This window comes from Pseudomonas sp. M2, assembly GCF_015751845.1.
Lineage (GTDB): Bacteria > Pseudomonadota > Gammaproteobacteria > Pseudomonadales > Pseudomonadaceae > Aquipseudomonas > Aquipseudomonas putida_E.
In genome coordinates this window covers 2,590,001-2,605,398 of the sequence record NZ_JADOUD010000001.1, presented here as the reverse complement: position 1 = coordinate 2,605,398, position 15,398 = coordinate 2,590,001, and the positions used below count along the sequence as shown (strand labels likewise).

The following is a 15,398-nucleotide window of genomic DNA, read 5'->3' as shown; positions in this document are numbered from 1 at the left end:
TCACGAGCCACTGCAGACGGAAGTGTGTCGATACTGTTTCCGGCATGCTTGACGTCAAATTATCGTCTATAACTGCCAGCTATTAACTTTATGCCAAACTATTGACCTTATGGTCGCCATCCTAAACAATCGGCAATGTAATGTCACATTGATATTTGAACGGTTGCTATCCCTTCCTTTAGTACTAATACCAGTGCCCCGTCGGAAGCTGCTCATCGGTCAAATCAGGTTGTCATTTTCCAGACCTGAACCGCTTCGGCCGTGATTCAGGACAACAGCGCCCTCGGGGATCAGTAAAAATGCGTGCGTCACTGTTTACCGCTCTTCCATTCGCCTTTGCCGCCACTTTCCTGCAAGCACAAACCTTGCCCGAAGTCATGCAGAAAGCCCTTGAGGTGCACCCGGAGATCCAGGCGGGTGTCAACGCCCGAGTGGCGGCCGATTACCAGCTGCGTGCGGCCAAGGGCGGCTATTTGCCGCGGGTAGATGTGACCGCTGGTTATGGACGAGAGGGGACTGACAGCCCGAGCACCGGCAACCGCTGGGAAACCCTCAATCGCGGTGAGTCAGCAATCCGTCTTCGCCAAATGGTTTTTGACGGTTTTGCCACTTCTAACGAAGTAGGCCGTCAACAAGCCACCGTTAATGCCCGCGCCTACTCGCTGATGGACACCTCGGAGCGCACCGCGCTTGACGTGGCCCAGGTTTACCTGGACGTGCTGTCGCGCCGCGAAATGGTTCGCCTTGCCGAGGAAAACCTGCGCAACCACGAACGTATCCTCGACCAGATCAAACTGCGTACCAGCCGTGGTGTTGGCCGCCTGGCTGACCTTGATCAGGCCGAAGCCCGTCTGGCTCAAGCGCGCAATAATTTGATAACCGAGCAGACCAACCTCGCCGATGCCAACACCAACTTCCTAAGCGTGGTAGGCCAGATGCCGGATGAACTGAGCGCCCCGGCGCCTTTCATCGACCTGCTGCCGGCAACTCTGGATGAGGCGCGCGCGCAGATGGTAGAGAGCAGCCCAGTACTGCGCTCGGCAGAGTCGGACATCGCCGCGGCTGAGAAACAGTACGACGCAGCGAAGTCGAGCTTCTATCCGCGGTTCGATGCAGAACTCGGAAGAACGGCCGATAACAACATCGACGGCACTGTCGGCCACAACAATGAGTGGCAGGCCATGCTGCGCATGAACTTCAACCTGTACGCCGGCGGCAGCAACAAGGCTGACCTGGAGTCCAAGTCATACTTGGCCAACCAGGCGCTGGATATTCGCAATAACGCCCTGCGCCAGCTCAACGAAGAACTGGGCCTGGCATGGAATGCGCAAGAGAACGCCAACGCCCAGTTGCCTATCGCCCAGCAATACGTCGATCACAGCAACCGGGTACGCAGCGCTTACCAGCAGCAGTTCAGCCTAGGCGAACGCACACTGCTCGACTTGCTCGACAGTGAAAATGAAACCTTCACTGCTCAGCGTCGTCTGGTTGAGGTGAAGAACATACAATTGTTTACTCAATACCGAATCAAGGCGACCATTGGCCAACTGCTCAAGAGCCAGGGTGTCGTAGCACCGATGGCCACCGTTGTGCAGAATGATGTGAAACCGCGAGTGAACCTGCCAGGCATGAACTGAGGCGCACCCGCACCATCTACCCGCAAGGATGAAGAGAGCGCCGCGTGGAATCCGAAGTCAGTCGAGTGCAACTCAGCCACGATCCACGCAGCCAGCACGATGACCCGTTGCTGGATAGTCTGCTGACCCTGTGTGTTCTGCACCAGAAGCCCGCAAGCAGGGCCATGCTGACTACCGGCCTGCCCTTGCCGGCCCAGCGCCTGACCCCTGATCTGCTGCCTCGTGCGGCTGCCCGTGCCGGGCTGCAAGGGCGCGTACTTCAGCGCAAGCTGGAGCAGATCCCGAGCATCGCCATGCCGGCCATGCTGCTGCTCAATGAGGGCCGCAGTGCAGTGCTGGTGGGCTGGGAAAACGAAGACACCGCCCGCCTGCTGCTCAGTGAAAGCGACGGCGGTGAGGTGCTGGTGAGCCGCGAGGCGCTGCAGGGCGACTACAGCGGCAAAGTGTTCTTCGCCCAGCCGCAGCACAAGTTCGATGTGAACCACGGCAACCTCATCCCGCGCGCCCGCTCCTGGTTCCGCGACACGTTGATGCGCAGCAAATGGCTGTACATCGACGCCATTGCTGCCAGCTTGGTGATCAACCTGATTGCACTGGCTGCGCCTTTGTTCGTGATGAATGTGTACGACCGCGTGGTTCCCAACCAGGCCACGTCGACGTTATGGGTGCTGGCGGCAGGCATCGGCTTCGCCTACATATTCGACCTCATTCTCAAAGGCCTGCGCGGCCTCTGCCTGGACCTTGCGGGCAAGAAGACCGACCTGATCATTTCAGCCACGCTGTTCGAGCGGATCGTCGGCATGTCGATGAAGTATCGCCCTGCCCGGGTCGGCAGCTTTGCCCAGAACATTCACGAATTCCAGGGCCTGCGCGACTTCCTCGCTTCGCTAACGCTGACCACCCTGATCGATCTGCCGTTCACCCTGCTGATCCTGCTTGTCATCGCCATCATCGGCGGGCATCTGGTATGGATCCCGGTCCTTGCGTTCCCGCTGGCTTTGGGCATCGGCTATGCGCTGCAGAAGCCGTTGATGGCGACCATGGAGCGCACCATGGCGCTGGCATCGGAGCGCCAGTCCAGCCTGATCGAAACGCTGGCCGGTCTGGACGCAGTCAAGGTCAACAACGCCGAGAGCGAACGCCAGTACATGTGGGAGCAGACCCTTGGCACCCTCAGCCGCCTCGAGCTGCGCGTCAAAGTGCTGTCGAGCCTGGCCATGAACATCACCTTGCTCATCCAGCAGTTGGCGGGGGTGGCGATGATCTGCGTTGGCGTTTACCTGATCATCGACGGCAACCTGAGCATGGGCGGCCTGGTCGCCTGCTACATGCTCAGCGGTCGAGCGCTAGGCCCGTTGAGCTCGCTCAACGGTTTGCTGGCCCGCTACCAGCAGGCCAAGGTGACCATGGTGGCCACCGACCAGATGATGGAGCTACCGCAGGAGCGCAATTTCGAAGAACGTCCTCTGAGCCGTCAGGTGCTGCAGGGCGCGGTCGAATTCCGGGGTGTAGATTTCACCTATCCCAATCAGCAGAACCTGGCGCTCAAAGGCATCAACCTGAATATCCGCCCGGGCGAGAAGGTCGGCATCATCGGCCGCAGCGGCTCGGGCAAAAGCTCGCTGGCCAAGCTCATCGTCGGCCTGTACGAGGCTGACAATGGCTCCTTGCTGGTCGATGGCGTGGATATCCGCCAGATCGACGTCAGTGAGTTGCGCCATAACATCGGCTATGTCCCGCAAGACATTCAGTTGCTGGCAGGCACTTTGCGCGACAATCTTGTCAGCGGTGCCCGCTACATTGAAGACGAATTGATCCTGCAAGCCGCCGAGCTGGCCGGCGTGCATGAATTCGCTCGCCTGCATCCCGACGGTTACGAACTGCAGGTCGGCGAACGCGGCCAGAACCTTTCCGGAGGGCAGCGGCAGAACGTCGCCCTGGCTCGGGCGCTGCTGCTCAACCCGCAGATCCTGCTGTTGGACGAACCCACCAGTGCCATGGACAACACGGGGGAAGAACGCCTCAAACAGCGCCTGGCTGCGGTCATCGAGGGCAAGACCGTTTTGCTGGTGACCCACCGGGCGTCCTTGCTGTCGCTGGTGGACCGATTGATCGTCATCGATCGAGGACAGATTGTTGCGGATGGCCCGAAAGCCGCCGTCATGGATGCGCTTAAAAAGGGGCAGATCAGTGTTGCATAAGCTGGATATGGGGCGTTTCAAGGACAGCCTGCGCCGTTACTTCAAGGGCTCGGAGTCCCTTGCCGGGCAACCGCTGCCGGAGGTCAACAAAGCGCTGATCGAAGACGCGCCACGCATCGTGCGCCTGACTATCTGGGGCATCATCGCGTTCTTCCTGGTCATGATCATCTGGGCCAGCGTGGCCCCCATCGATGAAGTTACCCGCGGTGAAGGCAAGGCCATTCCATCCTCCAAAGTGCAGAAAATTCAGAACCTGGAAGGTGGCATCGTCGCGCAGATCTATGCCAAGGAAGGGCAGATCGTCGAAGTCGGTGAGCCATTGCTGCGGCTGGACGAAACACGCTTCGCATCCAACGTTGGCGAAACCGAAGCCGATCGTCTGGCGATGGCGCTGCGAGTGCAGCGCCTGAGCGCCGAAGTGGACGACAAGCCGCTGCAGATCGACGAAGAGTTGCGCAAGGCCGCACCGAGCCAGGCCGCCAGCGAGCAGTCGCTCTATCAGAGCCGGCGCCAGCAACTGCATGATGAGATCAGCGGCTTGGAACAGCAACTTGTGCAAAAACAGCAGGAACTGCGCGAGTTCACCTCCAAGCGGTCACAGTACGCCAACAGCCTGCAGTTGCTGCGTCAGGAAATCGCCATGTCCGAGCCACTGGTGGCCCAAGGCGCTATTTCCCAGGTGGAAGTGCTACGCTTGCGCCGCGCAGAAGTAGAGAACCGAGGGCAGATGGACTCCACCGCACTGGCCATCCCCCGCGCCGAAGCGGCTATCAAGGAAGTGCAGAGCAAGATTGAAGAAACCCGCGGCAAGTTCCGCAGCGAGGCGCTGACTCAGCTCAACGAGGCACGTACCGAGTTGAACAAGGCCACCGCCACGGGCAGGGCGCTGGATGACCGGGTCAACCGCACAATGGTCAGCTCGCCGGTACGTGGCATCGTCAAGCAGTTGCTGGTCAACACTGTCGGCGGCGTGATCCAGCCGGGCAGTGATATCGTAGAGATCGTGCCGCTGGATGATAGCCTTGTAGTCGAGGCGAAGATCCTGCCCAAGGACATCGCATTCCTGCACCCGGGCCAGGAAGCGACGGTCAAGTTCACGGCCTACGACTACACCATATACGGCGGTTTGAAGGCCACGCTGGAGCAGATCGGTGCCGACACCATCACCGATGAAGACAAGAAGACCACGTACTACCTGATCAAGCTGCGCACGGAAAAAAGCCACTTGGGCACTGACGAGAAACCGTTGCTGATCATCCCAGGAATGGTAGCAACGGTGGATATCATGACGGGCAAGAAGACCATCATGAGCTACCTGCTAAAACCCATCATGAAGGCCCGTGCTGAAGCCCTGCGCGAACGCTGACTGTCACAGGTGCAACCACCCTGAGGAAGGGCGCTGCACCTGCTCTGTCAGGCCGAAGTCAGCGCCAAGGGGCAGGCTCGCCCACCAACTGCCCCTGAATACCTTGAACCTCCATTTCCAGTAGCACCTGTCGCTCTCCTTCGGTCTCGACCCGCTCGGCAATCAACGGCAGATCAATACTGTGCGCTGCCCGCTGAATTGCTTCGATGAACAAACGCTTGTGTTGCTCTTGGTCAATATTGCGGATGTAGCTCCCGTCGATCTTCAGGTACGCCAGGCCCAAATGCGCCAGGTTACCGATCATGCTGAAGCGGCCACCAAAACGCTGCAGCGCCAGCCCGAAACCAAGCCCGTGCAAGCGTCGAGTCAACTGCTCGAGCGCGGCTTGCGCAGGCAATTGCTCTTCGCCGATTTCCAAGACCAAGCGTGGCCCCAGTGCGGTGTATTGCCCAAGCAAATCGTATACCCGCTGCAGAGCGTTGGGGTCGGCCAGGGTCGCAGCCGACAGGTTGAGCGCAAGCACCTGATCATGGCTACGCAAGTGCGCCAGCACTTTTTCGAGCACCAGCACATCCAGCCGCGGCATCCAGCCAAAGCGCTCGAGCCACGGCAGAAAGCGGCCGGCCGGCACTGCCTCGCCTTCATCATCGTGCAGCCGTGAAATGACTTTGTAGTGCAGCAAGCGCTGCTTGTCCTTGCAATCCACAACCGGTTGGAAGAACAGTTCGAACTGACCTTTGATGAAGGCTTGCTCAAGCCGCGTGTGCCAGGCGTGATGGCTATCGCCGGCAACAGCCGCGGCACCCTGCTCAAGGCAAACCCAGCCGGGTGTCGGCTGATTTTCAGCGCGGGCCAGGGCCTCATCGGCAAGTTTCAATAGCGCTTGCGGCGCGTCGCCGGGGCTGAACGGTGCAAGGCCGATACAGGCTACCGGGTCGACATCGGTGGCGCCGGTCTCGTGCAGGCTCTGCAGCGTAGCCTCCAAGGCCTGGGCGAGCTGCACCGCCTCTTCGTGCACCATACCTGGGGCGAGCACGGCGAACTCACCGCCACGGCTGCGGGAAATCAGGTCTTTGGTCTCCGGGAACTTGGCACAGGTACGCTGCAGCTGTACACCGACCGCCTGCAACAGCTGGTCGGTGCGTTGGCCGCCCAAGCGGGCGTTAAGCCCTGTGAGGTCCTGAACACGCAGCAACAGTAGGTAACCCGCCCTCGCTTCTTCAAGGTTGCTGACTCGGGTATTGAGCTGCATTTCAAAGTAACGGCGGTTGGACAACCCGGTCAGGCTGTCCTGATACGATTCGGTACGTAGCCGCTCGCTGCGCTCGGCCTGCTCGTAGAACAGGGCCTTGAGCTTCTCCACCATCTGGTTCATGGCTTGCACCACACGACGCAACTCGGGCGTGCGCGGCAGCTCAGGCAGGCTGAGGAACTCGCGGCGGGCGATGGCGTGGGACTGCTCGACCATGTAGTCCAGCGGCCGCAATTGACGACGTAACAGCAAGGCTCCGAGTACCGCGCTCGCTGCACCGCAGAGCAGCAGCCAGCCCAGGCTGCCCAAGGCGCTCTGCCAGAGTTTGGAGATGGCGAACATCGGGTGGCTAATGACTTCGACCCGCGCGGCTTGTTGCCAACCTCGGCTGACGAGGGCATCACCGCCGGCAGCTTCGAGGCCTATCAGGTGGATGAACCAGGCAGGAACACCACCAGGATCTGGCTGCGCGTGACGCTCCACCAGCACCGCATTCGAGGCCAGGTCGACGACCTTGATGCTCGAATAATAGCCACTGTCAAAGATCGAACTGACCATGAGCTCTACCATGGCCGGGTCATCGATGTTCGGCGTCAACGAGAGCGCCAGCGCCGTGGCAGCGTCCTGGGCATGTGAGCGCAGCTGGTTGACGTACTGGCTGCGTGAACTCTCCAGGCTGACCATGAAGCTGCCGCTGAACGCGACCACCAGGAACAGGCAAATGGCCAACAGCAATTGTTTGAACAGTGACATCTGTGCTCCTTCAGTAAACCGGTTCGGCCGGGAACCCTTCGGCCTGCATTTTCTTTAACAAGTCCTGCCAGCGTGACAAACGCTTGGTGTCACCGACTTTCTTGTTACCCGCAGCACCGGTCAACCAGAGGCCTTCACCATTGAAGGCGTAGACCGGCAAGAGGTCAGTACGCTGGCTGGCCGGCTTGATCGCGTCCATCAGGCTATCGAGTACCAGCGGCTGGGCTTGTGGGCTTGAATAATAGGTCAGCACCATGTGCGCGCGATTCTGGCGCAAGGCCTTGACGTAGGTGATGCGCAGCTTTTCACTTGGGATACCCATGCGGCGCAGGCTGAAATACTTGGCGATGGCGTAGTCCTCGCAATCGCCGGCGCCCTTGATCAAGGCCTGGATGGGCGTGGCCCAATAGTCGACTTCACGCCACAAGTCGATGTCTTCGACATAGCGCAATTGCTGGTTGAAAAACAGATTGGCTGCCTGCAAGCGTTGTAGCTCGGAGCCTTGGTTTTGCGTGGCCATCATGGCTTGCCAGGCATCGATGCGGCCCTTGCCGGCACCCAGTGGGCCATACAGGGTCTGTGACTTGCGACTGATCTGGGAAAAATCCCAATCCGCATGCAAACCGCCCAGCAGCAAGCTGCCCAGCAAAATGGCAAGGCCGACACATCGCGCGGCGGTTTTGATTACCCAAGGTATCGCCACTGCGAAGACCTGTTTAGACCAGTCGAAAGCAGCGATGGTGAGGTCTGTCAGCATAAAAAACAATGGCATCCTGCAATCATGCCGCCGGTGGTCGGGGAGCCAAGACTTTCCAGTTAATGCTTTGTATGTGCCGCTTCCTTTGCCAGTCGTCTTCATCCACCATATCTCTAGGCCGTGTTTCGCCCGCCCCCATTGCGGGGAGCTGGTTTGACAAGCCCCCTTGCCTGTTACTAGTGTCATTGGATCCAACTTTAGTCGTCGAGGCAGACTCCGCGTGGCCGAGAAAATCAAACTGAGCAATGTGCTGGCGAGCGAACAGCTACCGGCGAACCTGGCCCGTGGCGTGATCGAAGAACGCTTGCGCAGCGCCATACTCGATGGCCGCCTGCCGCCCGGTACCGCCGTGCGCCAACAAGAGCTGGCGACCTTGTATGGCGTCAGCCGCATGCCTGTGCGTGAGGCGCTGCGCCAGCTGGAAGCGCAATCGCTGCTCAAGGTAGAGATGCACAAGGGCGCAGTTGTGGCGCCCTTGATTGGTGAAGATGCGGTCGACACTTATGCGTTGCGGGTTTTGCTCGAATCCGAGGCCCTGCGCCAATCCATTCCCCTGCTCGATGCCGAAGATATCGCCCGGGCACGTGGTTACATCCGGCAATTGGAAAACGAGACGCGCCACGCCGAAATCGGCCGCCTCAATCGGCTGTTCCACATGGCCCTGTACGGCAAGGCTCAGAACCAGAAGCTACTGCGCTTGATCGAGGACGAGCTCAACGAGGAAGAGCGCTTCCTGCGCTTTCATCTATCGTCGATGGGCTTGGGCAAGCTGACCCAGGACGATCACAACGCACTGGCGGATGCAGCCAGTGACAAGCTGGTCGACGAGGCAGTGAGGGTGCTGGAGCAGCATCTGAACAATGGTGCGCGGGTTATCAGGAATTACCTGGACAAGCAAGCAGCCCAGCCAATGCCATAACCCGGAAAAGACAAAGCCCCTGTCTGCAGTGCAGACAGGGGCTTTGGATTTGAATCTTGACGATGACCTACTCTCACATGGGGAAACCCCACACTACCATCGGCGATGCATCGTTTCACTGCTGAGTTCGGGATGGGATCAGGTGGTTCCAATGCTCTATGGTCGTCAAGAAATTCTGTGTGCCGGCCCGTCCTATGGACGTACCCGCGAATCTCTGTAGTTCCTACTTAAAGACAAAACCCCTACCTGCTTACGCAGATAGGGGTTTTGCGAAATGAATCTTGACGATGACCTACTCTCACATGGGGAAACCCCACACTACCATCGGCGATGCATCGTTTCACTACTGAGTTCGGGATGGGATCAGGTGGTTCCAATGCTCTTTGGTCGTCAAGAAATTCTGTAGCCAGAATGTCCAGATGGACAGCCCAGCGAATTCGGATATGCGATATTTGTGATGTTGCGAACTTTCGGTTCTTTCGTCTTCACCACCACAATCTGCAGAAGCAAATTGCTTGGGTGTTATATGGTCAAGCCTCACGGGCAATTAGTATTGGTTAGCTCAACGCCTCACAGCGCTTACACACCCAACCTATCAACGTCGTAGTCTTCGACGGCCCTTTAGGGGATTCAAGATCCCAGTGAGATCTCATCTTGAGGCAAGTTTCCCGCTTAGATGCTTTCAGCGGTTATCTCTTCCGAACATAGCTACCCGGCAATGCCACTGGCGTGACAACCGGAACACCAGAGGTTCGTCCACTCCGGTCCTCTCGTACTAGGAGCAGCCCCTCTCAAATCTCAAACGTCCACGGCAGATAGGGACCGAACTGTCTCACGACGTTCTAAACCCAGCTCGCGTACCACTTTAAATGGCGAACAGCCATACCCTTGGGACCGGCTTCAGCCCCAGGATGTGATGAGCCGACATCGAGGTGCCAAACACCGCCGTCGATATGAACTCTTGGGCGGTATCAGCCTGTTATCCCCGGAGTACCTTTTATCCGTTGAGCGATGGCCCTTCCATACAGAACCACCGGATCACTAAGACCTACTTTCGTACCTGCTCGACGTGTTTGTCTCGCAGTCAAGCGCGCTTTTGCCTTTATACTCTACGACCGATTTCCGACCGGTCTGAGCGCACCTTCGTACTCCTCCGTTACTCTTTGGGAGGAGACCGCCCCAGTCAAACTACCCACCATACACTGTCCTCGATCCGGATAACGGACCTGAGTTAGAACCTCAAAGTTGCCAGGGTGGTATTTCAAGGATGGCTCCATGAGAACTGGCGTCCCCACTTCAAAGCCTCCCACCTATCCTACACAAGCAAATTCAAAGTCCAGTGCAAAGCTATAGTAAAGGTTCACGGGGTCTTTCCGTCTAGCCGCGGATACACTGCATCTTCACAGCGATTTCAATTTCACTGAGTCTCGGGTGGAGACAGCGCCGCCATCGTTACGCCATTCGTGCAGGTCGGAACTTACCCGACAAGGAATTTCGCTACCTTAGGACCGTTATAGTTACGGCCGCCGTTTACCGGGGCTTCGATCAAGAGCTTCGCTTGCGCTAACCCCATCAATTAACCTTCCGGCACCGGGCAGGCGTCACACCCTATACGTCCACTTTCGTGTTTGCAGAGTGCTGTGTTTTTAATAAACAGTCGCAGCGGCCTGGTATCTTCGACCGGCATGAGCTTACGGAGCAAGTCCTTCACCCTCACCGGCGCACCTTCTCCCGAAGTTACGGTGCCATTTTGCCTAGTTCCTTCACCCGAGTTCTCTCAAGCGCCTTGGTATTCTCTACCTAACCACCTGTGTCGGTTTGGGGTACGGTTCCCAGTTATCTGAAGCTTAGGAGCTTTTCTTGGAAGCATGGCATCAACCACTTCGTCGCCTAAAGGCAACTCGTCATCAGCTCTCGGCCTTAAGATCCCGGATTTGCCTAAGATCTCAGCCTACCACCTTAAACTTGGACAACCAACGCCAAGCTGGCCTAGCCTTCTCCGTCCCTCCATCGCAATAACTGGAAGTACAGGAATATTAACCTGTTTTCCATCGACTACGCTTTTCAGCCTCGCCTTAGGGACCGACTAACCCTGCGTCGATTAACGTTGCGCAGGAAACCTTGGTCTTTCGGCGTGCGAGTTTTTCACTCGCATTGTCGTTACTCATGTCAGCATTCGCACTTCTGATACCTCCAGCAAGCTTCTCAACTCACCTTCACAGGCTTACAGAACGCTCCTCTACCGCATCACCAAAGGTGATACCCGTAGCTTCGGTGCATGGTTTGAGCCCCGTTACATCTTCCGCGCAGGCCGACTCGACTAGTGAGCTATTACGCTTTCTTTAAAGGGTGGCTGCTTCTAAGCCAACCTCCTAGCTGTCTAAGCCTTCCCACATCGTTTCCCACTTAACCATGACTTTGGGACCTTAGCTGACGGTCTGGGTTGTTTCCCTTTTCACGACGGACGTTAGCACCCGCCGTGTGTCTCCCATGCTCGGCACTTGTAGGTATTCGGAGTTTGCATCGGTTTGGTAAGTCGGGATGACCCCCTAGCCGAAACAGTGCTCTACCCCCTACAGTGATACATGAGGCGCTACCTAAATAGCTTTCGAGGAGAACCAGCTATCTCCGAGCTTGATTAGCCTTTCACTCCGATCCACAGGTCATCCGCTAACTTTTCAACGGTAGTCGGTTCGGTCCTCCAGTCAGTGTTACCTAACCTTCAACCTGCCCATGGATAGATCGCCCGGTTTCGGGTCTATACCCAGCGACTAAACGCCCTATTAAGACTCGCTTTCGCTACGCCTCCCCTATTCGGTTAAGCTCGCCACTGAATATAAGTCGCTGACCCATTATACAAAAGGTACGCAGTCACCTAACAAAGTAGGCTCCCACTGCTTGTACGCATACGGTTTCAGGATCTATTTCACTCCCCTCTCCGGGGTTCTTTTCGCCTTTCCCTCACGGTACTGGTTCACTATCGGTCAGTCAGTAGTATTTAGCCTTGGAGGATGGTCCCCCCATGTTCAGACAAAGTTTCTCGTGCTCCGTCCTACTCGATTTCATTGATAAGAGATTTTCGTGTACGGGGCTATCACCCACTATGGCCGCACTTTCCAGAGCGTTCCACTAATCTCAAATCAACTTAAGGGCTGGTCCCCGTTCGCTCGCCACTACTAAGGGAATCTCGGTTGATTTCTTTTCCTCAGGGTACTTAGATGTTTCAGTTCCCCTGGTTCGCCTCTTGCACCTATGTATTCAGTACAAGATACTCAGCTTATGCTGAGTGGGTTCCCCCATTCAGAGATCTCTGGATCACAGTCTGTTTGCCGACTCCCCAAAGCTTATCGCAGGCTACCACGTCTTTCATCGCCTCTGACTGCCAAGGCATCCACCGTATGCGCTTCTTCACTTGACCATATAACCCCAAGCAATCTGGTTATACTGTGAAGACGACATTCGCCGAAAATTCGCATGTTGCTCTTTCGAGCAGAACTCACAAATTTTACCTTAGCCTGATCCACCAGCAGTGAAACTGGTGTTCAGTCTATTTCTATCACATATCCGAATTTTTAAAGAACGATCTGACAAAAGCCAGAAATCAACATTCAAGCCGAATGTTCATTTCTAAGTTCTGACAAGTTACTGCAAAAGTGGTGGAGCCAAGCGGGATCGAACCGCTGACCTCCTGCGTGCAAGGCAGGCGCTCTCCCAGCTGAGCTATGGCCCCGTATTCTACGGCTGAACCATGTAATGGTAGGTCTGGGCAGATTTGAACTGCCGACCTCACCCTTATCAGGGGTGCGCTCTAACCAACTGAGCTACAGACCTATAACAGGGTCGCGTTACAGCATCGTCTTTATACAAAGAATCAAGCAATTCGTGTGGGAGCTCATCAGCAGGCTGATGTCGTCGATTAAGGAGGTGATCCAGCCGCAGGTTCCCCTACGGCTACCTTGTTACGACTTCACCCCAGTCATGAATCACACCGTGGTAACCGTCCTCCCGAAGGTTAGACTAGCTACTTCTGGTGCAACCCACTCCCATGGTGTGACGGGCGGTGTGTACAAGGCCCGGGAACGTATTCACCGCGACATTCTGATTCGCGATTACTAGCGATTCCGACTTCACGCAGTCGAGTTGCAGACTGCGATCCGGACTACGATCGGTTTTGTGAGATTAGCTCCACCTCGCGGCTTGGCAACCCTCTGTACCGACCATTGTAGCACGTGTGTAGCCCAGGCCGTAAGGGCCATGATGACTTGACGTCATCCCCACCTTCCTCCGGTTTGTCACCGGCAGTCTCCTTAGAGTGCCCACCATAACGTGCTGGTAACTAAGGACAAGGGTTGCGCTCGTTACGGGACTTAACCCAACATCTCACGACACGAGCTGACGACAGCCATGCAGCACCTGTGTCAGAGTTCCCGAAGGCACCAATCCATCTCTGGAAAGTTCTCTGCATGTCAAGGCCTGGTAAGGTTCTTCGCGTTGCTTCGAATTAAACCACATGCTCCACCGCTTGTGCGGGCCCCCGTCAATTCATTTGAGTTTTAACCTTGCGGCCGTACTCCCCAGGCGGTCAACTTAATGCGTTAGCTGCGCCACTAAAATCTCAAGGATTCCAACGGCTAGTTGACATCGTTTACGGCGTGGACTACCAGGGTATCTAATCCTGTTTGCTCCCCACGCTTTCGCACCTCAGTGTCAGTATCAGTCCAGGTGGTCGCCTTCGCCACTGGTGTTCCTTCCTATATCTACGCATTTCACCGCTACACAGGAAATTCCACCACCCTCTACCGTACTCTAGCTTGCCAGTTTTGGATGCAGTTCCCAGGTTGAGCCCGGGGCTTTCACATCCAACTTAACAAACCACCTACGCGCGCTTTACGCCCAGTAATTCCGATTAACGCTTGCACCCTCTGTATTACCGCGGCTGCTGGCACAGAGTTAGCCGGTGCTTATTCTGTCGGTAACGTCAAAACACTAACGTATTAGGTTAATGCCCTTCCTCCCAACTTAAAGTGCTTTACAATCCGAAGACCTTCTTCACACACGCGGCATGGCTGGATCAGGCTTTCGCCCATTGTCCAATATTCCCCACTGCTGCCTCCCGTAGGAGTCTGGACCGTGTCTCAGTTCCAGTGTGACTGATCATCCTCTCAGACCAGTTACGGATCGTCGCCTTGGTGAGCCATTACCCCACCAACTAGCTAATCCGACCTAGGCTCATCTGATAGCGCAAGGCCCGAAGGTCCCCTGCTTTCTCCCGTAGGACGTATGCGGTATTAGCGTTCCTTTCGAAACGTTGTCCCCCACTACCAGGCAGATTCCTAGGCATTACTCACCCGTCCGCCGCTGAATCAAGGAGCAAGCTCCCGTCATCCGCTCGACTTGCATGTGTTAGGCCTGCCGCCAGCGTTCAATCTGAGCCATGATCAAACTCTTCAGTTCAATACTGCTTGGGTTTTTAAGAAACCCTAAACTTGGCTCAGCAATCTCAAATGACTATGTGATTTCTCGCATGGCCACTTGTGATGCTGATAATCTTTCTGACTATCAGTCCGTACTCACAAGCACCCACACGAATTGCTTGATTCGATTTGTTAAAGAGCGTTTGGTTAAGAGCTTTTCGTCTCAACCGAGGCGCGCATTCTACGCTTTCCTCAGAGCCTGTCAAGCGTTTATTTTGAAGTTTTTTGCGAGAAACTCGTTTAACTTCAGACACTTAACTCGCTTCGATCTCTCGTCGCGGGAGGTGAATAATACAGCATTCAAAAACGCTGTCAACCACCTTTTTACCACCACCGGTTGGCTTTCAGCCCACCAGGAGAAGCGATAGCTTCTACTTAAAGACAAAACCCCTACCTGCTTGCGCAGATAGGGGTTTTGCGAAATGAATCTTGACGATGACCTACTCTCACATGGGGAAACCCCACACTACCATCGGCGATGCATCGTTTCACTACTGAGTTCGGGATGGGATCAGGTGGTTCCAATGCTCTATGGTCGTCAAGAAATTCTGTAGCCAGAATGTCCAGATGGACAGCCCAGCGAATTCGGATATGCGATAGTTGTGATGTTGCGAACTTTCGGTTCTTTCGTCTTCACCACCACAATTTGCAGAAGCAAATTGCTTGGGTGTTATATGGTCAAGCCTCACGGGCAATTAGTATTGGTTAGCTCAACGCCTCACAGCGCTTACACACCCAACCTATCAACGTCGTAGTCTTCGACGGCCCTTTAGGGGATTCAAGATCCCAGTGAGATCTCATCTTGAGGCAAGTTTCCCGCTTAGATGCTTTCAGCGGTTATCTCTTCCGAACATAGCTACCCGGCAATGCCACTGGCGTGACAACCGGAACACCAGAGGTTCGTCCACTCCGGTCCTCTCGTACTAGGAGCAGCCCCTCTCAAATCTCAAACGTCCACGGCAGATAGGGACCGAACTGTCTCACGACGTTCTAAACCCAGCTCGCGTACCACTTTAAATGGCGAACAGCCATACCCTTG

General features: G+C 56.1%; 6 protein-coding genes, 2 tRNA genes and 6 rRNA genes (1 of these 14 cut by a window edge). 4 read left to right on the top strand and 10 right to left on the bottom strand.

Features of this window, described 5'->3' with window-relative positions:
* The first annotated feature begins 299 nt into the window (after positions 1-299).
* From IWW33_RS12120 to IWW33_RS12110, 3 genes are read left to right on the top strand one after another with little or no spacing between them, the layout of a single operon-like run.
* Positions 300-1,637 (top strand): TolC family outer membrane protein, encoded by a 1,338-nt coding sequence (locus tag IWW33_RS12120; protein ID WP_174142628.1) that lies wholly within the window; start codon positions 300-302, stop codon positions 1,635-1,637.
* A 44-nt stretch (positions 1,638-1,681) separates the two neighbouring features.
* Positions 1,682-3,838 (top strand): type I secretion system permease/ATPase, encoded by a 2,157-nt coding sequence (locus tag IWW33_RS12115; RefSeq protein ID WP_115273161.1) that lies wholly within the window; start codon positions 1,682-1,684, stop codon positions 3,836-3,838.
* 7 nt (positions 3,839-3,845) lie between these two features.
* A complete protein-coding gene (locus tag IWW33_RS12110; RefSeq protein ID WP_174142631.1) occupies positions 3,846-5,204 on the top strand; it encodes an HlyD family type I secretion periplasmic adaptor subunit in 1,359 nt (452 codons plus the stop codon).
* A gap of 58 nt (positions 5,205-5,262) precedes the next feature.
* On the opposite strand, the gene lapD is transcribed toward IWW33_RS12110, so the two are convergent.
* Both lapD and lapG read right to left on the bottom strand, forming a co-directional pair.
* Positions 5,263-7,209 carry a cyclic di-GMP receptor LapD gene (gene lapD / locus IWW33_RS12105; protein WP_174142627.1) on the bottom strand — a complete coding sequence of 649 codons (1,947 nt, stop codon included), beginning with the start codon at positions 7,207-7,209 and terminating at the stop codon, positions 5,263-5,265.
* A 10-nt stretch (positions 7,210-7,219) separates the two neighbouring features.
* Positions 7,220-7,981, bottom strand: coding sequence for a cysteine protease LapG (gene lapG / locus IWW33_RS12100; protein WP_174142630.1), 762 nt, complete (start codon positions 7,979-7,981; stop codon positions 7,220-7,222).
* Positions 7,982-8,186: 205 nt separating this feature from the next.
* Here lapG and IWW33_RS12095 point away from each other — a divergent pair, with 205 nt between their 5' ends.
* The gene (locus IWW33_RS12095; protein ID WP_046788330.1) at positions 8,187-8,885 is read left to right on the top strand and encodes a GntR family transcriptional regulator; all 699 of its coding nucleotides are present in this window, start codon (positions 8,187-8,189) and stop codon (positions 8,883-8,885) included.
* A gap of 54 nt (positions 8,886-8,939) precedes the next feature.
* Here IWW33_RS12095 and rrf (IWW33_RS12090) read toward each other — a convergent pair.
* The 8 genes from rrf (IWW33_RS12090) to IWW33_RS12055 form a co-directional block, all read right to left on the bottom strand.
* A 5S ribosomal RNA gene (gene rrf / locus IWW33_RS12090) occupies positions 8,940-9,055 on the bottom strand.
* A 109-nt stretch (positions 9,056-9,164) separates the two neighbouring features.
* Positions 9,165-9,280: ribosomal RNA gene (gene rrf / locus IWW33_RS12085) — 5S ribosomal RNA — on the bottom strand.
* A 131-nt stretch (positions 9,281-9,411) separates the two neighbouring features.
* Positions 9,412-12,303: ribosomal RNA gene (locus IWW33_RS12080) — 23S ribosomal RNA — on the bottom strand.
* 236 nt (positions 12,304-12,539) lie between these two features.
* Positions 12,540-12,615 (bottom strand) — tRNA-Ala (locus IWW33_RS12075).
* A 24-nt stretch (positions 12,616-12,639) separates the two neighbouring features.
* Positions 12,640-12,716 (bottom strand) — tRNA-Ile (locus tag IWW33_RS12070).
* Positions 12,717-12,802: 86 nt separating this feature from the next.
* Positions 12,803-14,339: ribosomal RNA gene (locus IWW33_RS12065) — 16S ribosomal RNA — on the bottom strand.
* 447 nt (positions 14,340-14,786) lie between these two features.
* Positions 14,787-14,902: ribosomal RNA gene (rrf, locus tag IWW33_RS12060) — 5S ribosomal RNA — on the bottom strand.
* Between the two features lie 131 nt (positions 14,903-15,033).
* Positions 15,034-15,398 (bottom strand): 23S ribosomal RNA (locus IWW33_RS12055); it runs 2,527 nt beyond the window's last position.
* The 16S, 23S and 5S rRNA genes sit together here with 2 tRNA genes alongside, the layout of an rRNA operon.